General features: G+C 44.0%; 14 protein-coding genes. 3 read left to right on the top strand and 11 right to left on the bottom strand.

The annotated features are described in order from the left end of the window. Nucleotides 1-17: 17 nt before the first annotated feature. From IH597_15485 to IH597_15440, 10 genes are all read right to left on the bottom strand, one after another. Nucleotides 18-509: a DUF305 domain-containing protein gene (locus IH597_15485; protein MBE0663858.1), complete on the bottom strand. Its 492-nt coding sequence runs from the start codon at nt 507-509 to the stop codon at nt 18-20. A 56-nt stretch (nt 510-565) separates the two neighbouring features. Then, on the bottom strand, nt 566-2,989 hold the full coding sequence (locus tag IH597_15480; GenBank protein MBE0663857.1) for a copper-translocating P-type ATPase: 2,424 nt from the start codon (nt 2,987-2,989) through the stop codon (nt 566-568). A gap of 512 nt (nt 2,990-3,501) precedes the next feature. After that, nucleotides 3,502-3,888 (bottom strand): DUF302 domain-containing protein, encoded by a 387-nt coding sequence (locus IH597_15475; protein ID MBE0663856.1) that lies wholly within the window; start codon nt 3,886-3,888, stop codon nt 3,502-3,504. A gap of 30 nt (nt 3,889-3,918) precedes the next feature. Continuing rightward, nucleotides 3,919-4,155, bottom strand: coding sequence for a hypothetical protein (locus IH597_15470; GenBank protein ID MBE0663855.1), 237 nt, complete (start codon nt 4,153-4,155; stop codon nt 3,919-3,921). A 393-nt stretch (nt 4,156-4,548) separates the two neighbouring features. Then, a complete protein-coding gene (locus IH597_15465; GenBank protein MBE0663854.1) occupies nt 4,549-6,321 on the bottom strand; it encodes an efflux RND transporter periplasmic adaptor subunit in 1,773 nt (590 codons plus the stop codon). A gap of 2 nt (nt 6,322-6,323) precedes the next feature. Then, the gene (locus IH597_15460; protein MBE0663853.1) at nt 6,324-7,556 is read right to left on the bottom strand and encodes a TolC family protein; all 1,233 of its coding nucleotides are present in this window, start codon (nt 7,554-7,556) and stop codon (nt 6,324-6,326) included. Then, nucleotides 7,553-11,434: an efflux RND transporter permease subunit gene (locus tag IH597_15455; protein MBE0663852.1), complete on the bottom strand. Its 3,882-nt coding sequence runs from the start codon at nt 11,432-11,434 to the stop codon at nt 7,553-7,555. Before IH597_15455 ends, IH597_15460 begins: the two co-directional genes overlap by 4 nt. Before the next feature lie 67 nt (nt 11,435-11,501). Continuing rightward, on the bottom strand, nt 11,502-11,843 hold the full coding sequence (locus IH597_15450; protein ID MBE0663851.1) for a heavy-metal-associated domain-containing protein: 342 nt from the start codon (nt 11,841-11,843) through the stop codon (nt 11,502-11,504). Nucleotides 11,844-11,951: 108 nt separating this feature from the next. Next, nucleotides 11,952-12,515, bottom strand: coding sequence for a helix-turn-helix transcriptional regulator (locus tag IH597_15445; GenBank protein MBE0663850.1), 564 nt, complete (start codon nt 12,513-12,515; stop codon nt 11,952-11,954). A gap of 122 nt (nt 12,516-12,637) precedes the next feature. Next, a complete protein-coding gene (locus tag IH597_15440; protein MBE0663849.1) occupies nt 12,638-14,098 on the bottom strand; it encodes a hypothetical protein in 1,461 nt (486 codons plus the stop codon). A gap of 504 nt (nt 14,099-14,602) precedes the next feature. Between IH597_15440 and IH597_15435 the strand changes: the two genes are divergently transcribed. The 3 genes from IH597_15435 (at nt 14,603) to IH597_15425 (ending at nt 19,406) form a co-directional block, all read left to right on the top strand. Next, nucleotides 14,603-16,576, top strand: a complete 1,974-nt coding sequence (locus tag IH597_15435; GenBank protein MBE0663848.1) for a glycogen debranching enzyme family protein — start codon at nt 14,603-14,605, stop codon at nt 16,574-16,576. Then, a complete protein-coding gene (locus IH597_15430) occupies nt 16,573-17,862 on the top strand; it encodes a glycosyltransferase family 4 protein (protein ID MBE0663847.1) in 1,290 nt (429 codons plus the stop codon). Before IH597_15435 ends, IH597_15430 begins: the two co-directional genes overlap by 4 nt. A 206-nt stretch (nt 17,863-18,068) precedes the next feature. Next, on the top strand, nt 18,069-19,406 hold the full coding sequence (locus tag IH597_15425) for a polysaccharide deacetylase family protein (GenBank protein MBE0663846.1): 1,338 nt from the start codon (nt 18,069-18,071) through the stop codon (nt 19,404-19,406). 78 nt (nt 19,407-19,484) lie between these two features. Here IH597_15425 and IH597_15420 read toward each other — a convergent pair whose 3' ends face one another. Continuing rightward, complete coding sequence (locus IH597_15420; GenBank protein MBE0663845.1) at nt 19,485-21,611, bottom strand: M3 family metallopeptidase; 2,127 nt, start codon at nt 21,609-21,611, stop codon at nt 19,485-19,487. Between the last annotated feature and the right edge of the window lie 100 nt (nt 21,612-21,711).

The raw sequence follows: 21,711 nt of genomic DNA, 5'->3' as shown, positions 1-21,711 counted from the left end.
TTATCCGAGACAGTAGATTACTTATCTGACTGTAATCTTTTAATAAACTCTTTCATTTCTGCAATTTCTCTTTCCTGGGCCTCTATAATTTCATCGGCCAACTTTCTTACCTCCGGATCTTTAATAGCTGCTCTTTTACTGGTGAGAATAGCTATAGAATGATGTGGAATCATTGCTTCCATATATAATACATCACCAATCGGAGTTTGCGACCTTACCAAGGCTAAAGCACTTGTAAAAAGAATTAAACTGCCCAAAATAATAGCAATATTTTTCTTTTTATTCTTGTACATACTTAACATAAATAACAGCATTATCACTGCCATTGCTGAAATCCCCGTGCAAGCCATGTAAAAACGGGTAAGACTGAAATAAACGTGGCCTATCTCGTAGGTATTAAAATACATTGTTATGTACATTGCGATAAAGGAACCAAGCAACATCAATATGAATTTAGCATATTGACTTTTGTTTTCTTTGTTTTGATTCATTTTGTGGTTATTTTTCATTTTACTTTTTTTTTGATTTTGTTTTTTTGTTTGCAGATACCGACCGAAGCAATAAACTATACTTTTCTTAACCGTAATGCATTTGAAATAACCGAAACTGAACTAAAACTCATGGCAGCGGCGGCAATCATGGGGCTCAGCAGGATGCCAAAAAACGGGAACAAAATACCGGCTGCAACCGGAACACCCAAGGAGTTGTAAACGAACGCAAAAAAGAGATTCTGTTTGATGTTCCGCATTACTTTGTGGCTCAATTCCCTTGCCCTGACAATCCCATTCAAATCGCCTTTTACAAGCGTGATTGCTGCACTCTGCATGGCGATGTCGGTTCCGGTTCCCATGGCGATTCCCACATTGGCCTGCTCCAGCGCCGGAGCATCGTTTATACCATCGCCGGCCATTGCCACTATTTCTCCTTTCTCCTGTAGTTCTTTTACTTTTTTGAATTTATCTTCAGGCAGGCAATCTGCTTCGTATCCGTCAAGGTGCAGCTCTTCTGCTACTGCTTTGGCTGTAAATTTATTGTCGCCGGTAAGCATGTAAACTTTCACGCCCATATTCTGTAGCGCCTTAATTGCTTTGGCCGAAGTTGCTTTAATGGTGTCGGCCACACTTACAATGCCTTCCACTTTGTTTTCAAGCAGCAGGTACATCACGGTTTGCCCGGTTAACTGCCACTCTTTCGCATCTTCTTTCTGCTTTTCCGTAAGGCTTGCTCCAAAATCTTCCATCAGGCGGTTGTTTCCGAGGCCAATTTTTATTCCCTCGAAGATCCCTTTTACACCTTTCCCTGTTACCGATTCAAAATTTTCAACGCTGGAAATTTCAATTCCCTTTTCCTTTGCCCCGGCAACAATGGCTTCAGCTACCGGATGTTCACTGTGGGCATCAACCGACGCAGCAAGGCGTAGGATTTCCTTATCTGCCAAACTTCCAAATGATTTGTATGATTTTAAAGCAGGTTTGCCTTCGGTAATGGTACCAGTTTTGTCGATGATGAGGGTATTTACTTTGTTCATTTCTTCGATGGCGCGGGCATCTTTCACCAGCACGCCGGCCTGTGCCATCCTGCCCGAACCGACCATAATAGACATTGGTGTGGCCAGTCCCAGCGCACAGGGGCAAGCAATGATAAGCACAGCTACTGCATTCACAAAAGCGTAAACATAGGCTGGTTCCGGCCCCCAAATTGCCCAAACAGCAAAAGTGACAATAGCGATTGAGATAACGATTTGCACAAAGTATTTTGCAACGGTGTCTGCCAGTTTTTGAATTGGCGCCCTTGAGCGGCTGGCTGTGTTCACCATTTCAATGATTTGTGCAAGTAGGGTATCACTGCCCACTTTTTCAGCTTTCATAACAAATGAGGTTTTCCCATTGATGGTTCCTCCAGTAACTTTATCTCCTGTTGATTTATCGGCGGGAATGGATTCGCCGGTGATCATACTTTCGTCGATAACGGCAGTACCATCTGTGATCGTCCCGTCAACAGGTATTTTCTCACCAGGCCTGACTCTCAGCAAATCACCAGTCTGAACTTCCTCCATCGGTATTTCTTCTTCCTCACCGTTACGGATGATCCGTGCAATGGGTGGAACAAGGTTCAACAGTGCCTTAATGGCCGAATTGGTTTTACTGTGCGCCCTCAGTTCGAGCACCTGTCCCAGCAACACCAGTGTTAAAATAACGGCGGCAGCTTCAAAATAGAGGTGTACGTTTCCGTTCGCATCTTTAAACTGATCGGGAAATACGCCCGGTATCATCAAGGCAAACACACTGAACAGATAAGCAGATCCGACCCCGATGGATATGAGCGTCCACATATTGGGCATCCTTCGTACGATGGAACTCCAGCCCCGTTTAAAGAATTCCCAACTGGAATAAAAAACAACCGGCGTAGCCAAAACAAACTCAATCCAGCCCAGCGTATTTTTTGAGGCAAAAGCTTCGAGATTGAGAAAACTGATCATATCCGACATGGCAATCACAAAAACTGGAACGCTCAAAATGACCGCAACCCAGAATTTTTTAGCCATTTTTTTATAGGCTTTTTCTTCCTCGCTGGTTTCTACTGCGTTTTCAGGTACCAAATCCATTCCGCATTTCGGACAACTGCCGGGGTGATCCTGTTTAATTTCCGGGTGCATCGGGCATGTATAGATGGTTTTACTGCCACCAGGCATTGGCCGGGATTCTTCCTTTTTCAGGTGCATTCCACAAACCGGACAGTCTCCCGGTTGATCGTAGGTTTTATCGCCCTCACAATGCATGGGACAATAATATTTTCCACCACTTTTCCCTCCGGCTTTCGCTTCCTGATGCTCGTGGTCGTGCACATGTTGATGATCATGGTGATAATTCCCTTTCGCATGAGTATGCCGGTGATCCTCCTTATTTTGTTCTTCTATCGGTACAAGGTGCATATTACAGACCGGGCAATCGCCAGACTGATCGTATGTTTTATCGCCCTCACAACGCATGGGACAGTAATATTTCCCGCCATTTTTCCCTTCGGCGTATGCTTTATCATGATCATGATGGTGTTTCTGACGATGATCATGGTGCTGATTTACTTTCGCCGGAGAATGGCTGTGATCTGCCTTGTTTTGTTCTTCTATCGGAACAAGGTGCATATTGCAGACCGGGCAGTCGCCGAGCTGGTCATAAACCTTGTCACCCTCGCATTTCATAGGACAGTAAAATTTGTTCTGCTCTTTATGTTCCATTTCGTACAATTTAATTTAACACCGAGGTTTCTTTGTTTCAATTCGTATTCCTCTTTGTCAATAACGCACCGGGCCCATCGTTTGTTAAGATTATCAGGAACCGTTTTATGATATACTGCATTGCTGTTATTTTTTCTGTTTGGATGAGCGTACTACGGCCCATATTACAACGGCGATCAGAATAAGCCCAATTATCCACCACCAGCCCATTCCGAACATCGTACCATCAATTCCATGTTGCATTTTTTTCTCCTTTCTTATTTATATTATAACGATGCGATAACCCGCTCGAGTTTTGCCTTAATATCACCGGCAATGTTTGCAAGTTCTTTATTGTCAACAGCCATCATTGAGGCTGTAGGGTCAACGGCTGCTACTTCTACCTTTGTTTCGCCAATTTCCTGCACGATTACATTACAGGGAAGCATAGTGCCAATTTTATCCTCCTGCTGAAGTGCTTTATGCGCACTTAGAGGGTTACATGCGCCAAGGATTATGTATTTTCTGAAATCAACGTCCAGTTTTTCTTTTAACTTTTCCTGAATATCAACTGTAGAAAGTACTCCAAAACCTTCTTTTTTTAAGGCTTCTGTAACAAGCTCTATGGCTTGGTCAAAATTTGCCGTGATTGTTTTATTTATGTAATATTTCATAAAATTAAATTTTAAGTGATTAATACTATTTTAACAGCAACCGTGTGAATGACCGTGTGCTTCCTTGCCACTATCCACGGCAACCAGTTTCATATTGCAAACCGGGCAATTGCCGGTTGCATTATAGGTTTTATCACCTTCGCATTTCATGGGACACTCAAATTGGGTTTTTGGCTCGCCAGCCTGTGTAGTGTCTTTACCATGACCTCCTGCCCCCGTTATTTCTTTCTTCTTTTCTCCAGTAAAAAGTTCTTTTAATGTTTTCATAATACATGATTTTTAAAATTTAACGATTTCAAAGATACCAAGGTCAATTTATTAAATTGTTACATAATTCGTTGGATGATTTATATGATTCTGAGTTTTCAAACATTATCCATCGATTATCGTTTCTGATTAATTTCAAATTGTTAATGCTTGCGATGGCTGTGTTCATTTCCGGTTGCCTTCTCTGTTCCAGAAGTACGATCATATTTTCAGCAGCCATGAATTTGCAGCTTTTTCGATGCGTTGTTCACACATGCCACAATTTCCTTTAACTTTGATTTTTTCTTTTTTTTCTCCGGCAAATACTGTGAATGTTCCAAAACGAAAAGTACTGCTAAACTTAAAAATTTTGTCTTCATCTTTTTGAATTTCAAATATTTAATAACTAAAAATTTAATGATTGTGTCCCGCTTCCGGTGTGTTTTGAGTGGTTGCGGTTTTAAATACACGCTGCCCTTTGCGGTAAGTTTGTTTCACCTCACCGCAGCGCAGCATCATATCTCCAAAATAGGGATTCAGAATCTCCTCGGATTCGCTTAGCCAGAAAGCGCCTTCGTCCTCGAAAGCCATGGGGCAAAACTGCCGGTAGGTTTTATGTATTTCAAGCCCAAACGATTCAGTGGTTTCCAGAATAGCTTCGGAAAGCATATTGAAATGCTCCCGTTGCTTTTCAATGTCTTTGGTTTCTGAAATCATTTTAGCAGCTTCTTCCAGTTGTTTTTGCAGAGCCATCCAGTGGTTATGGGCATCTCCTTCGAGCAGTCCCATTTCGACTTTCCCGAGTGTGCCGGTAATTTTCCCAGCTTCCTTTCGTGCCGTTTCCGCGTCGTCATTCACCAGGGCATTTTTTACATCGAAATAAGCACTAGCCACCGCTGTAATATGTTTGCGAAAAGCCTGTGGCACTTCCATAGTTTTGAATTCGGGCCGTTGCATCATACTTGGTTTTCCGGCCAACTGCGCGGCTGCATCAATACTGAAGGTGCCGTTAACTGCGATTACTTCGTCCTCATCCAGTCCGTTTTCAACCAGATAACTTTCTCCAAGTGCCGGGCCGAGGGTTACTTCGCGCATCATAAAGCTTACGCCGGCTTCTGTTTCTGATTTTACATACACCAGCGAGCGTTTTCCTGTCCACATTACGGCGGATTTAGGTACAGAAAGATTACCGGCTTTTGCAGGAAGTTTTGCTTCTAACGTTCCCGAAGCAAACATCTCCGGTTTCAGCCTCAATCCGCTGTTTGCCATGTCAACCCGTGCTTTGGCCACACGTGTTTTGGCATCAATTACGGGGTCAAGAAAAGAAATGGTCCCTTCAAATGTTTCGCCCGGAATGGATGCCACAGTAAAGCTTACTTTATCGCCTTTTTTAATCCACGGCATATCTTGTTCGTATACATCGAACAACACCCACACCCACGATAAATCAGCAATTTCGTAGATAGATTGTCCGCGCGAAATGTAATCTCCAACATTTACTTTGCGATCGGTTACATAACCGGAAACATCTGCCTGAATATTAAAGACTTCTTCAATTTGCTGAGATTGCAAAATTTGTTCTATCTGGCTTTCTGTTAGTTTCCAGTTTTTCAGTTTTTCTTTAGCTGCATTGAAAAGCTGTGGCTGCGAATCTTTAATCTTTTCTGCCTCGAATAGCTCTTCCTGGGCTGTAAGCATTTCGGGTGAGTATATAGCAGCAATTACCTGGCCTTTGCTCACAAATTCGCCTGTAAAGTTTACCAGTAACTTTTCTATCCTGCCGGGGATGTGAGATGACTGTGAAAATACCAGGCGTTCATCAGACTGTACCTTGCCATTTAAGCGGACAGATTTGAACGGGTCAGCAGAACCAACCAGAGCAGTACTTATGCTGGCCAGTTGCATAGCTGTTGGCGACATGCTGATGGCCATCAGGTCAATATCATTGTCGGTTTCATCTTCCAATGGTATTAAATCCATGCCGCAAATGGGGCAATCGCCAGGTTCATTCTGACGGATTTGAGGATGCATGGAGCAGGTCCAGGTTGTTTCTTCTGTCAGTTCTGTATCATACTGGTCTTCCTCGGCATGCTCATCTTCCGAACCGCCGAAAATCAACCAACCCAACAATAAACCAACTGCCAGTGTTGCCAGGGCTAATAATATGGTTTTTCTATTTGTATTCATCTTTAGTATGTTTTTGCACTTAGATAATTCAATTTGGCAAGAGCAATCTGGTATTGAACCTCTGCCGTGGCTTTCATCTTTTCGTATTTCAGCAGTTGCTGTTGCATGCGCAGTACTTCTTCAAATTCCTTCCCTGAGTTTCCATAGGAAGTAAAAAGCAAATTCAATGACTGTTGCGATGTTAGAATTTGTTGTTCGTAAAGCAATAAAAGTTGCTTTTGCTGCTGAATTTGAAACCAGGCCATTTCATAGCTTGCAATGAGCGTATTCTCCATTTCAGTTTTTTGGAGAGTATAGCCTTCCTGCATCAGTTGTGCTTCTTTTTCAGCAGCATCGTACTTTTTCCTGAATAGCGGGATGCTGACCGAAACCATGGGCATGATCACATCTTTGCCATTATCGGTCAGAGCCATATCGGTTCGTTCTCCAACCACTACATAGTCCAATCCAACACCCACCTTTGGAAGACCCTGCTTTTGTGCTGCCCTTTCACCGGCTTCGCCCGCCTTAATTTTCAGGTCGAGTGCATTTAGCATTGGGTTATTTGTCAGCAGGGAATCTTTTTGGAAGTTCGCCGGTAAAGTTTCTGCAGGCAGAGAATCATTTATTGCAACCATTTCATTTTCGTCTCTGTTGAGTAGTTTGTTAAACAAGGTGCGAAGTGGTTTTTCTTTCTGATTCAGAATACTCAGACTGGTTGTGGCATCTTTCAGCATAATATCCACCCTCAGCACATCCACCATGGGCGCGGTGCCGCTTTTAAACTTTGAATTGGCAATGTTTTTATATGATTCCAGAATGTCGATGTTTTCCTGTTCAATCTTTTTCCACTGCTTGAGTTCGTAAAGTGGATAGTAAGCCGCTGCAACCTGATAAAACAATTGGTTGCGTGCATCCAGAAACGACTGGTATTTGGCCTCGGCCAGTGAAGCAGCGGCATCACCTTGTGCCTTAAGTGTACCAAACCAGGGAAACATCTGGGTCAGTGAAAATCTTGCCCGTTGCGGCCCCACCCCAGTCTCAACAGGCGAAATGAAGTAACCGAAAGTAAAAGTTGGGTCGGACAACGTGCTTAGCTGTGGTACTTTTTGCAACGAAGCTTCAAACTCCTTGTATTTGGCTTGCAGGCCGGGATTGTTTTCGGCAGCAATTCTGAAATAATCATCCAGGGTTTGGGTTTGCCCTGCTGAAGTTCTCAGAAGCATCAGAATTATAATATTTATTATGAACTTCATGATTGTATCCTTTTTAATTTTCTCTCTTCCCTCAAGCTATAAAGCACAGGTACAATAAAATAAGTAACCGCTGCAAAAATCATCCCTCCAAAAGCCGGTATGGCCATGGGAATCATAATATCGGCACCGCGGCCGGTTGAGGTCAAAATTGGCAGCAATGCAATAATTGTTGTTGCCGAAGTCATTACCGCAGGTTTAATCCTTCGGTAGCCTGCTTCCACCACAGCCGCCCGTATGCCTTTCAGATTATTGGTTTTGTTCCGGGCGAAGCTTTGGTCCAAGTAGGTGGCCATAAGAACGCCGTCGTCGGTAGCAATCCCAAACAGGGCAATAAAACCCACCCAAACCGCCACACTCAGGTTGATGGTGTGCATCTGGAAAAGCTCCCGCATGTTGGCACCAAAAATGGAGAAGTCAACAAACCAGCCCTGCCCATATAGCCATATCATTATAAATCCACCGCTAAAGGCCATGGCAATGCCTGAAAAGACCATGAGGGAGGTAGTAACAGACTTAAACTGGAAGTAGAGAATCAGAAATACAATGACCAACACCAGGGGGACAATGATAGAAAGGCGCTTTTCAGCCCGTACCTGGTTCTCGTAACTTCCCGAAAACTTATAACTGATTCCAGCCGGAACATTTAATTCCCCTGAATCAATCCGGGCCTGAATTGTATTTTGCGCATCGTTAACCACTGCTACCTCAGAAAAACCATCCCGTTTGTCAAACAAAACATAACCCACCAAAAAAGTCTCCTCACTTTTGATTGCTTGCGGACCTTTTACATATTCAAAGTCCACAATCTGGGAGATTGGTATTTGTGCACCTGTTGGTGTTGGAATTAAAATTTTTCCCAAGGATTCAGGGTCATCCCGAAGTTCGCGGGGATAGCGCACCCTCACCGGAAAACGTTCACGCCCCTCAACCGTAGAAGTGATTGTCATACCTCCAATGGCCGTTTCGATGGTTTGCTGGACATCTTCAATGTTTAAACCATAGCGCGAAATCTCATCGCGGTTGATGTTGAGATGCAGGTAAGGTTTGCCTACGATACGATCGGCAAATACCGCTTCGGCCTTAACCGATGGTACTTCTTTTAATACCGCTTCCAGTTGCATCCCAAATGCTTCAATGGTCGGCAGGTCGGGGCCATACACTTTAATCCCCATAGGGGCGCGCATACCTGTTTGCAACATCACCAGCCGTGTTTCAATGGGCTGCAGCTTTGGCGCAGAGGTAACCCCCGGGATTTTAGCAACTCTTACTATTTCATTCCAAATGTCGTCGGGCGATTTGATTTCAAGCCGCCAGTTGCGGTAATAATTCCCCTTGCCGTCGGGTATTAGTTCCTGATTGGTTACACTACGTTTTAAAGCTTCTTCATTGGTAAGTGAGTCTCCGTTGCTGAGTATAAACCGGTCATTTTTATCCACCTTAAACCGCATCCGGTGCCCTCGTTCGTTGAGCATGTACTCCGGACGATAGTTTATCACGTTTTCATACATTGAAATGGGCGCCGGATCAAGCGCCGACTCTACCCTTCCTAATTTTCCCACAGTAATTTCCACCTCAGGAATGTTGGAAATTAGCATATCCAGTTGCCCTAAAACTTTTCGGTTGTATTCAAAACCAGAATGGGGCATGGAAGTGGGCATGTACAGGAAACTGCCTTCGTTGAGTGAAGGCATGAATTCTTTTCCGATTGCGGGAAAAGTATGGGCTAAACCAGACCATATTTTGGTGGTGCGGATATTCCATCCAACTGTATCATAACCTTTGGCCACAAAACCAAAAATATTGTTGAACCCCATCCAGGTAATTGCCCCGAAAAGGATCAGGAAGGAAGGTATCAACAAGAAAGTAATTTTGTGATCCAGACACCAGCGAAGTATTGGTTTGTAGAAATACTCCAGCATGGTAAAGAATCCTAAAATAAAAATCACAATCAAGGCGACAAACGTCACATTCAATACCAGACTTTTGGCAGGACCCAGCGGAAGCCAGTATTTGGCCAGCAGCCAGATTACACCAATAACCACAATGATAATTTCGGCATGGTCAAGAATCCATTGGACGAATAATTTGAATTTTTCCTGAATTGAGGTCTTGTTAGAAGTAACGCCTTCGTCTAACTTCTCATTTCTGACCTCTAACTTCTCTCCTCTAAACTCTTTTAACACTCCTACTAATCCAAAAGCCAGCAGCATCAATCCACCCCAGGTTTGCCCGAATAAAAGAGCTGCAATTCCAATGGGAATGAGAATTAAATTCACCCATTTTCGAATTGAACGGCTTTTAATGCGGGTACCGAAAAACCAGTGGGCCAGCGTGGGCAAAATGAACAAGGAAACAATCAGTGCTGCTATCAGTGCAAAGGTTTTGGTAAAAGCCAACGGCCCAAACAGTTTTCCTTCGGCAGCCTGCATGGTAAATACAGGGATAAAACTCACTATGGTGGTTGAAACCGCGGTAAGTATTGCAGAACTTACCTCGGAAGCGCCGTTGTAAATGGTGGTTATCAATTTCTGACCGGGCGGGGCTTCATCGACATGCTTGATGATGTTCTCCGAAAGGATCACGCCCAGGTCAACCATTGTTCCAATGGCAATAGCAATACCCGATAAAGCCACAATGTTGGCATCAACTCCAAAATAGCGCATGGCGATAAAAACCATCAGTACGGCAATGGGCAATAAACTGGAAATCAGAAACGAAGCCCGTAGATTGTAAACCATAACGATGACGACTAGAATGACAATCAAAATTTGGAGTGAAATAGCCTCCTCCAGCGTTCCCAGTGTTTCGTATATGAGACCTGACCGGTCGTAAAATGGCACAATAGTAAGCTGGCTTTCCGTTCCGTCAGGAAGCACCTTTTTTGGCAGTCCGGGCGAAATTTCTACGATTTTATCTTTCACGTTGTTAATAACCTGCAATGGATTAGCGCCAAAACGGGCAACTACAACGCCTCCAACTACCTCGGCACCGTCTTTATCAAGGGCGCCGCGTCGGGTGGAAGGGCCTAAGCTTACCTTGCCGATATCCTGAATACGGATGGGCACATTTTCCTGAACAGCTACAACTGCTTTTTCAATGTCTTCCACACTTTTGATATAGCCCAATCCGCGAACCAGGTATTCAGCCTGATTGATTTCAATGGTTTTTGCGCCAACATCCCTGTTCGATTTCTGCACAGCCAACATCACTTTGTGAAGTGGAATGTCGTAAGCTTTCAATGCATCAGGATTGACATCAATCTGATATTCCTGTACAAAACCACCAATTGAGGCGACTTCTGAAACACCTTCGGTGGCATTCAGCCCGTATTTTACATAGAAGTCCTGAACAGTACGGATTTCGTGCAAATCCCAGCCACCTGTAGGATTGCCCTCTTTATCACGGCCTTCAATTGTGTACCAGTAAACTTGCCCCAAGGCGGTGGCATCAGGGCCAAGCGCTGGTTGGACGCCTTCAGGCAGCAAATTGGATGGAAGTGAACTCAGCTTTTCGAGAATTCGCGAGCGCGACCAGTAAAATTCAATGCCTTCTTCAAAAATGATGAAGATGCTGGAAAATCCGAAAATGGAAGAACTCCGTATGGACTTAACACCCGGAATTCCCAGCAAATAAGTGGTAAGCGGATAGGAAATCTGGTCTTCGATATCCTGCGGTGAGCGGCCCATCCATTCGGTAAAAACGATTTGCTGGTTTTCGCCAATATCAGGAATGGCATCCACCGGAACAGGATCAGAAGGCAACGCCCCAATTTGCCACCCAAATGGTGAAGTAATAATGCCCCACCCAATAAAAAGGGCAAGCAATAAAACAGTTACCAGTTTGTTTTCAAGAAAGAACCGAATGAGCTTGTTGAGCATGAATTTGAGTCTTATGAAGGTTGGCAAAATGGAGTCGGTCCTATAACCGAAGCGCTAAAAGTACATCCTAGTCGTTTTTGCGTTCCGGCCTTTTGTATTGGCAGCAAGCATGCAAGTTGCTGTAAGTTTCATCCTGGGCACACACCTTTTCAGTATCGTGGCCGGCATCAGCAATTTTCTGATGCACATCATCCAGGTTAACCTTTTGGGTATCGTATTTAAGGGTGAGCATTTTTGATTCCTGCGACCATTCGGCAGAGGTAACACCATCAATTTTTGCAGCTTTTTCTATTCGGCTCTCGCACATTCCACAATTACCATAAACTTTAAAGTCTGTGGTTTTTATAGACTGGGTGAAAGAGGTCAGGGAAATCAGGCTGAATAAGGAAATAAAAAAAATAGTCTTCATAATTGTAGTTTTTATTTTAGCGACTAAATAACTGTTTTAATCGCTGTACAAAAATACTACCTGAGAGTGCCTTAGTATTTACATAATTACATGTATATGTTCTATAATTTACAGATTATCTAACGATTGCCGGCTTATGTTTCTCAACTTTTTGAAGTTGCTCGGTGAAAATCCAGTGATTTTCCTGAACTGGCTGCTTAAATGTGCCACACTGTTATACCCGAGCTTCCATGCAATTTCACTGAGGGTTAGTTCATCATACGTGAGTAACTCTTTCACTTTTTCTATCTTTTGCCTGAGTATATATTGTTCGAGTGTTATTCCTTCAACGGATGAAAACAAGTTGCTCAGATAATTGTATTCGTAAAGCAATTCATCAGCAATTAATGATGACCAGTTCAAGGCCTGTTCTTCACCAGATTGGTGAATATAGTTGATGATAGTTGTTTTGATTTTTTCAATAAGCCGGCTTTTTCGGTCATCAATTCTTTCAAATCCAAGATTTAGAAGTATGTTGTCAAGTTTGGAAAGCTTTTCTGGAGGTAATTCCTGTTCTGCCAGATCAACCATCCCAAGTTCAATGTGTATCGGGTGCAGATCAAGATCAGCAAGCACTTTGCTAACTGCCATGATGCAGCGATTACATACCATGTTCTTGATGTAAATCTTCATTCCCGGCTGTGAATTGGTAACCTTATAAATAGGTGGCGAACATGGCCAAAAGAAAAGCATTGCTGTCCACTTGTCTATTGAACAACTGCCTGCTATGAAAGTTTGCGACAGCCTGTGTGAACCTATTTCAGACCCGGAAATTCGTGGGCTCCCAGATCGGGCCCTGCATCAGTGGTACGGTTAACACCTTTGAGATCGAAAGTGAGGTTGAACAGGGCGTTATTGATAACCGTTGCGCTGCCAATATTCATCACCGGCGATAAAGTGTCCGGAATCAGGTTGTGAATAGACGTATCAATAAACAGTGGATCTTCATTGGCAGTAACGGAAATGAAATTTGGGTCAGACCCAATTGGAATCCTGGTTCGGATAAAACAGTGGTCGAAAGTGTAATTGAAGGCGCCGCTTGTTCCGGCATCCAATTCCAGTTCGTCCTGAAGATTTCCGTAAATGATGCTGTTGCCAAAATAAGCTTTGGTCAGGTCGCGGGATATTTCGCTGCCATCAAAAAAATAGTAGTTGTTGATAAAAACAGCCGTGCTTTGCCTGGCGCTGCGGTTCCAGTAATTACCAATGGTCATGTGCCTGAAGTCATACTCCCCACCATACAAAATGGCGATAGCGCTTTCGCCACAATTGGCGATCACAGTATTACCGGCCTCGATATGTGTGCCACGTGCCAGCAATCCTACGCCCGACATGTTTCTGATTTGAGAGTTGTAAAGCTTTAATGTTGGATTGGGCGAGTTTCCGGTCGTATCAGCCTGTATGCCAACGATGCCGTTTTTTATATCTGCGTAGTGAATTTCATTATTTACGCTTCCGGGGTATAAATAAATGCACACACCGGCCTGCGGATGGCCCCATTGCCCGGGCAAATCCCGGTAATACATTTCCAAACGATCGTTTTGAAAAACAACAGGATCTTCGAGTGTTCCCATTACTTTCAGGGTTGCATCGCGATAAACAAGCATGAATGAACCACGGTGAAAATGCAGTTGTGCCCCGGCGTTGACAGTAAGTGTGAAGAGCGAATCCACAGCCAGGAATCCGTATATTACATGTGGTTTGTCGTTATTGAAAGTATAATCGCTGGCAACGATTGCGTTCGTGTAAAAATAGGCATCCTGGCCCCAGGCTACCAACTTGACGTCTTGCAGGTTATTGTTGGTTATAAAAACAATTGAATCCGTTTCAATCAATGGCGCGCTCTGATCACCGGGATCAATATTGGCACGTATAAAAATAAACATGCTGTCTTTTGCTGCAATTTCTACGTCCTGTAGCATGGAAGCTGCCTGTCCGTCAACGTTCAGCCGGAAAGGGGAATTGTCACCACTGGCAAGCCGAATCTCTGAGATTTTAATGGTGCGGCTATGCGGGTTGTACACACGCAGGTTTCTTGTGGCGGTTCCAATGCTTGTAAAAATTGTATCAAAAATGATGGTATCGCTCGAAAACTCGAGTTTGCTGTCGGGGCCGGTTTCAAATATTTCTTTTCGATCGCAGGAACTGATGATCAGTAAAAAAGCCAGAGCCGGCAAAATCGGGCAACAGGCCAGGAGTTTATTTATGTTTTTCAATTTGCTCACTTAACGCTTTAATTGTTGCTATTAATTACGTGCGAACCTTATAATTATTGCCGCTTTGCACAAATTAATCCATGAATATTCCTCGGCGTTTCTAATAAATGTCGTCCACCTCTGGTGGACAAAACAGATTCGGGGATTTCTTTATTCTACCAATATTTTGCACCTAGCGGGGCTTTTCCGGTAGGTGCTAAATATTAAGCCACTTAATCGAAACAGAGATAATGATGTTTGCCGCAATTAATACTTGCTTGTTCTTCTTAATTAAAATCCTGGCGTCCTGGCGGTGTGGATTATTGAGAACCAAATCAGTTTAATCGCTGAACAAAGAGAGGCATTGTTGGTTTTAAGCTGGTTTTTAGCGGCATAATAATGTTTTAACCTGCCTATTCGTTAAAAATCTATAAAGATTTCTATATATTGTAACTTCATAATAGGAATTGCCTTAAATTTGTTCGCGGGCACAATTAAGTACCATTTAGCCAAACCATCTGATATATGAGTTACATAAGGTTCGACAAAGAACAACTGATCAACCTCGAATATTCACTGCCTAAGGAACTGCTGCGGGCCAACCGCGCAGGGGCCTATGCAAGCACCACCATAACAAACTGCAATACTCGCAAATACCATGGTTTGCTGGTAACCCCACAGCCTGGCATTGACGACGACAATCACGTATTGCTTTCTTCGTTTGATGAAACAGTGATTCAGCATAATGCTGAATTCAACCTTGCTATCCATAAATTTGAAGGTGAACACTACAATCCAAAAGGCCATAAGTATATCCGCAATTTTACTACCGACCCGATACCAAAGCTTACTTACAGGGTTGGTGGCGTTGTACTCACAAAAGAAATCCTCCTGGCACGTAACGACGACCGTACAATTATCAAATACACATTGGTTGAAGCAAATTCTCCAACCAAAATCAGGTTCAGGCCATTGCTGGCATTCAGAAACATACATTCACTCAGCAAGGCAAACGTATTTGTTGATACCAAGTTCGAACCCATCCTCAACGGCATCAAATTACGCATGTACACAGGTTATACACAATTGTTCATGCAATTTTCAAAAACTGTCCTCTACACACATGTGCCTGACTGGCACTACAATTTCGAGTACATCCGCGAAAGGATTCGGGGATATGAATCAGTTGAGGATCTTTATACCCCGGGTTTCTTCGAACTTGATATCAAAAAAGGTGAAAGCATTTATTTCAGTGCAGGGCTGAACGAGATCATTCCTTCACGCCTTCAAAAATTATTTTCAACCGAAGTAAATTCCAGGATTCCGCGCAGCAGTTTTGAACATTGCATGAATAACTCCGCGCAACAGTTCATTGTAAGGCGTGGCGACAAAGTACATTTATTGGCAGGATATCCGTGGTTTGGTCGTCGCAGCAGAGATACATTCATATCACTCCCCGGTTTGATGCTGACCATCAATGATGAGAAAACATTCAGGGAAGTGGTGGATACGTTGGTTTCAGAAATGAATGGAGCACTTTTTCCAAATGATGGACATGGTACGAAGGCCAACTTTAACTCTGTTGATGCGCCTTTGTGGTTTTTCTGGGCCTTGCAGAAATATGCCATTCATACCGGGAATACGGTTCAGATTTGGAAGAAGTATGCCGGGCCAATGAAAACCATTCTCAACGCCTTCAAAAAAGGAACTGATTACAATATCCACATGCTCGACAGCGGCTTGCTGTTTGCAGGCGAACAAGGCAGCGCAGTTACCTGGATGGACGCGTTTATTGATGGCCAACCACTGCTGCCGCGCATTGGGCTGCCTGTTGAGGTGAATGCTTTATGGTATAATGCCATCATGTTTGCCCTCGAATGTGCCGGATCGGCAAAAGACAAAACTTTTATTAATGAATGGCAGCCCATTGCTGATATGATTCCGGAAGCTTTCACCAGCGCTTTCTGGGATGCTGAAAAAGGTTATCTGGCTGATTTCGTGCATGGTGAATACAAAGACTGGTCGGTTCGCCCAAATATGGTTATGGCCGCCTCTCTTGATTACAGCCCGGTAAGTGAAGAAATCCGAAAATTATTGCTCGATATTGTGAGATCCGAACTATTAACCTCCCGGGGATTACGGACATTATCACCCAAAAACAAAAACTATCAAAGTGTATATGCAGGCGATCAATCGGCCCGCGACCGGGCTTGCTACCAGGGCACTGCCTGGCCCTGGTTAATGGGTCATTTTGCCGAAGCGTATTTAAAAATACACGGCCGCAGTGCCATACACCTGATAAATAATTTATACGCAGGATTCGAAGAAACCATCACAGAACACGGCATAGGCTCCATATCAGAGCTATTTGACGGCGATCCGCCACATAAACCCGGTGGAGCAATTTCAATGGCCTGGAGCGTTGCCGAAGTGTTGCGCATGGGGCAGTTGCTCAACGAGTTTGAAGATGAATTTAAAATGAAGGAGGACAACGTATGAAAGTACTGATGTTCGGCTGGGAATTTCCTCCGCATATTTCCGGTGGTTTGGGAACCGCTTGTTTTGGCCTTACCAAAGGCCTGGCAAAGCATGATACCGAAATATTGTTTGTGGTTCCAAAAGCCTATGGCGACGAAAGTGAAGAAGCCGTAAGGATTCTCAACGCCAGCGATGTGACCCTGAATATAAAGGATGAAGCGGTTTTGAATTTCTGGGAAAAGATCACTTATATGGAAATTGGGTCGAACCTGATTCCTTACGTTGGACCGGAAGAATTTGAACGTATCATTGAGTATGAAAACGTTAGCAGCGAAACACGTGTAAATAATATCCTGAGCACCAAGTTTGATTTTTCGGGCAAGTACGGCGATAATCTCATGGAAGAGGTTTCACGGTATGCTATGGTGGCTTCGGTGCTGGCAACCCAACATGATTTTGATGTGATCCATGCCCATGACTGGCTCACATATTCCGCCGGGGTCGCAGCCAAAAACGCCACCGGAAAACCTTTGGTGGTTCACATGCATGCCACTGAATTTGACCGTTCAGGTGAAAATGTGAACCAGGATGTTTTCAGGATCGAACAATCGGGGATGAAGGCTGCCGATTACGTGATTGCCGTGAGCAACCTCACTCGCAATACGGTTATTGAGCGATATGGCATTGAGCCACATAAGGTGATCACTGTTCACAATGCAGTTGAGCCGGCCGATAAATCCGATTGGCATGATGTACATGCAGCCGTGAAAGAAAAAATTGTCACCTTCCTCGGCCGGATAACGTATCAGAAAGGTCCGGAATATTTTGTTGAAGCGGCGCACATGATTTTACAGCGCGATCCCAACGTCAGGTTTGTGATGGCCGGATCGGGCGATATGCTGAATAAAATGATTTTGCAGGTTGCCAAACGCCGCCTGGGAAGCCGCTTCCATTTCACCGGATTTTTAAGGGGCGAAAATGTGGATCGCATGTATGCCATGAGCGATGTGTACGTGATGCCTTCGGTTTCCGAACCATTTGGTATTGCGCCGCTTGAAGCTATCCGCACCAATGTTCCGGTGGTGATCAGCAAGCAATCGGGTGTAGCAGAAATCCTTACGCATGCCCACAAAGTTGATTTTTGGGATACAGAAGCATTGGCCGATCACATTTACGGTTTGCTCAACTACAAAGGCCTTACAGCCATGTTCCAGAAATACGGACGAGCCGAAGTAGACAACCTGAAATGGGAAAACGCAGCCTTGAAGGTGATAGATGTTTATTATAAAGCAGTTTATACTGAGTAAGTTGAGCGAACGAAGCGAACATCGCGAAATGAGCGAACGAAAAAAAAGAATGTTTTATAAAACAATTGAATAACAACTGTATGACCAATGTTTGACAATCGTATGACCATTATATGACACCATTTGGCCATCGCTTAACCACAGTATGAGAATCTAACAACCTAACAACCTAGCAACCAGTAACCAGCAACAAAAACACACCCTCTATGAGCGCAATCTGTCTTTACTTTCAAGTACATCAGCCTTTCAGGCTCAGAACATACAGGTTTTTCGACATCGGCGATAACCACTACTATTATGATGACTTTCAAAACCGTTCAATCGTAAAAAGAGTCGCTACCCGCTGCTATCTGCCTGCCAATAAATTAATGCTCGAACTTATTGAGAGACACGGAAAACAGTTTAAGGTAAGCTTTTCTATTTCGGGCAATGCCATTGATCAGTTCGAAATGTATGCGCCTGAGGTGATTGAAAGTTTCAAAGCCTTGGCGCGAACCGGCTGTGTGGAATTCCTTGCTGAAACGTATTCCCATAACCTGTCGTCACTGCGCAGTCAGGAAGAATTCACCCGTCAGGTTGAGCTGCATCAAAACAAAATGGAAAAACTCTTCGGAACCAGGCCTACAGCATTCCGCAATACCGAGCTGATCTATTCCGACACCATCGGCGCTGTGGTAGCCGGGATGGGGTTTGATGTCATGCTGACCGAAGGAGCCAAACACATACTTGGTTGGAAAAGTCCGAATTTAATGTACTGCAATTCGGTGAACCCAAAGCTTAAAGTGCTGATGCGCAACTTCCAGCTCAGCGAAGATATTGCCTTCAGGTTCTCAAACAAGGGATGGTCAGAGTGGCCATTGACAGCCGACAAGTTTGCCGGTTGGGTGAATGCCCTTGATCCAAAGCACGAAGTCTTAAACCTGTTCATGGATTATGAAACCTTTGGCGAACACCAATGGGCCGATACCGGAATTTTTGACTTCCTGCGCGCTTTACCGACCATCATCCTGAAAAAAACGAAATACCGTTTTCACACTCCTACCGAACTTGCAAAGAAATTGCAACCGGTTTCAAGCGTTCAGGTGCCCTATCCCATGTCGTGGGCGGATGCCGAGCGCGATATTACATCCTGGACGGGAAATGATCTGCAAAGTGATGCTTTTGACAGTCTTTACTCTATTGAGCAAAAAGTAAAGCATTGCACCGATCCGGAACTGCTGCGCGACTGGAATTATCTACAAACCAGCGATCATTTCTTTTATATGAGCACCAAATGGTTCTCTGACGGTGAGATTCGCAAAACTTTCAACCACTATCCGACCCCTTACGAAGCCTACATTAATTATATGAATGTGATTTCTGATTTCATATTGCGCGTTGATAAGGCCTGCCCTCAAACCAGCGAAACCATAGTGCTTAGCTCGAACCAACCTAAAACTGAGAAGAAGTCTGCACCCTTGGTTGAAGAAAAGCCTAAAAAAGCAGCAAAGAAAAAAGAAGCCGCAGAAAAGAAACCTACCACGAAGGCTTCAAAAAAGAAATAGCCCGGAATTTCTAAAAAGTAAAACGGTTGCCCTTAACAGGCAGCCGTTTTGTTTTTTAAATGTCAATTGAAAATTGGCTTATCTCACCAATCCCCGTTGCCTTAACAGCGGTCCGATTTCGGGTTTCTTACCGCGGAAATTTACATACATTTCCATAGCATCGCCCGTGCCGCCACGTTCAAGAATGTTCGTGCGGAACGATTGGGCTGTGGTTTGGTCAAAGAAGTCACCGCTTTCGCGGAAGGCTTCAAATGCATCGGCATCCAACAAACCCGACCACACATAACTGTAATAACCTGAGGAATATCCACCGGAAAATACATGCTGGAAGTGTGTGCTTCCGTGCCTGAAATGAATTTCAGGAATCATCCCGGTATTCTGTATGGTTTTCTGATCGGTGATAGAAGCTACATTTTTTAAGGTCTCAGCGGCATAAGGTTCTGTAATAGTATGGTATTCAAAATCAAGAAACGCCGAAGCAAGAAATTCTACCGTGGCAAAGCCCTGGTTAAAATCAGCAGCGGCCTGTATGCGATCCATCAGTTCCTGTGGCATGGGTTCGCCGGTTTCGTAATGTTTGGCAAAAGTCGTCAACACCGAAGGTTCGTTGGCCCAGTTTTCCATGATCTGCGAAGGAAGCTCCACGAAATCGCGGGGAACGGAAGTACCGGAAAGGCTTGGATAAGTGACATCTGAAAGCAGGCCGTGCAGTGCATGTCCGAATTCATGGAAGAATGTGGTCATCTCATCATAAGTGAGTAATGAAGGTTGTGTGCTGGTTGGTGGCGAAAAGTTGCAAACCATCGTAATCACCGGTGAAATGTAATTGCCCTTTTGATCAACAAACTGGTCGCGGTAACTACTCATCCATGCGCCACCACGTTTGCTTTCGCGCGGGTGGAAATCCATGTATAAAATCCCAACGTGCGAACCATCAGCTTCCTGCACTTCAAAAACCTGTGCATCAGCGTGATATTTGGGAACATCATTGCGTTCAACAAACTTTAACCCATACAGTTTATCAACAACCATGAAAATCCCATTACGAACCGTGTTCAGCTCAAAATACTGACGAACTTCCTGTTCATCGAGATCATATTTTTCTTTACGAACCTTTTCGGAATAATATCTCCAATCCCATTGTGCCAGTTGAAAATCATTGCCTTCGGCTTTGATCATATCCTGAAGCTGTTTTGCTTCATCCTTGGCAATTGGCAGGGCGGCATCCCACACCTGTTTGATGAAATTTGAAGCGGTTTCAATATCCTTCACCATTGTTTCTTCGAGCGTAAAATGGGCGTGGTGGTTGTAGCCAAGCATGTTGGCCCTCTCAAGGCGCAGGTTTACAATTTTACCAATGATCTCATTGTTGTCAAACTCATTGCCATTGTTCCCACGGTTAATGTATGCCTGTTGCATCACCTTACGCAATTCGCGGTTTTCAGCATTGTACAATACCGGCATTACACTTGGATTTTGTAAGGTAAAAATCCATTTCCCTTCCAGGGTGTCTGCTTTGGCAAGAGCGGCAGCGCCTTCGATGGCAGAAGCTGGCAAACCGGCAAGTTCCGCTTCGTTTTCAACCACATGCCTGAAGTTATTGACTTCGCCCAGGGCGTTCTGGCCAAATTGCAATGTGAGCATAGAGAGCTCCTGGTTGATCTCACGCAGCCTTTCCTGCTTGTCGGAAGGTAAACCGGCACCACCACGGATAAAACGTTTGTAGGTTTCTTCGAGCAATTTGGCCTGTTCGGCATTCAGGTTCAATGCTTCCTTTTGATCATAAACGGTTTTTATCTTTTCAAAAAGAACCGGGTTCAACCTGATATTATCGCTATGCTGCGACATTTTTGGCGACAGTTCGCGGGCAATGGCCTGAATCTTATCGTTGGTGTTTGCCGAGTTGGCATTATAAAATACGTACGATACTTCACCAATCAACTGGCCACTGTACTCATATGCGAGAATGGTGTTCTCAAAAGTAGGAGCCTCGACATTAGTTACTATAGCTTCAATTTCGGCATTTTGTTGTTTCATGCCTTCGTCAAAGGCTGGCATATAATGATCTTCGGTGATCACATCGAAAGGCGGAACATTAAACGGGGTGTTGTAATCGGCGAAGAAAGGGTTCTTAACTTCGGCTTCGGGAGTGCATGCAGCAAGCATAAGCAATGTTGTTAAAAAGATTAAACCTGTTTTTTTCATCTCTAATTAAGTTAATGATTTATTGGCCACAAAATTAGTGTTTTTTACTTGAACTCCTAAAAGACACAAACTGCTATAAGTGCGCTATATCAAAAGGTCA

The sequence above is a fragment of the Bacteroidales bacterium genome, from assembly GCA_014860575.1.
Lineage (GTDB): Bacteria > Bacteroidota > Bacteroidia > Bacteroidales > JAAYJT01 > JAAYJT01.
The sequence above is the reverse complement of the archived record's forward strand: the minus strand, read 5'-3'. Positions and strand labels throughout refer to the sequence as shown.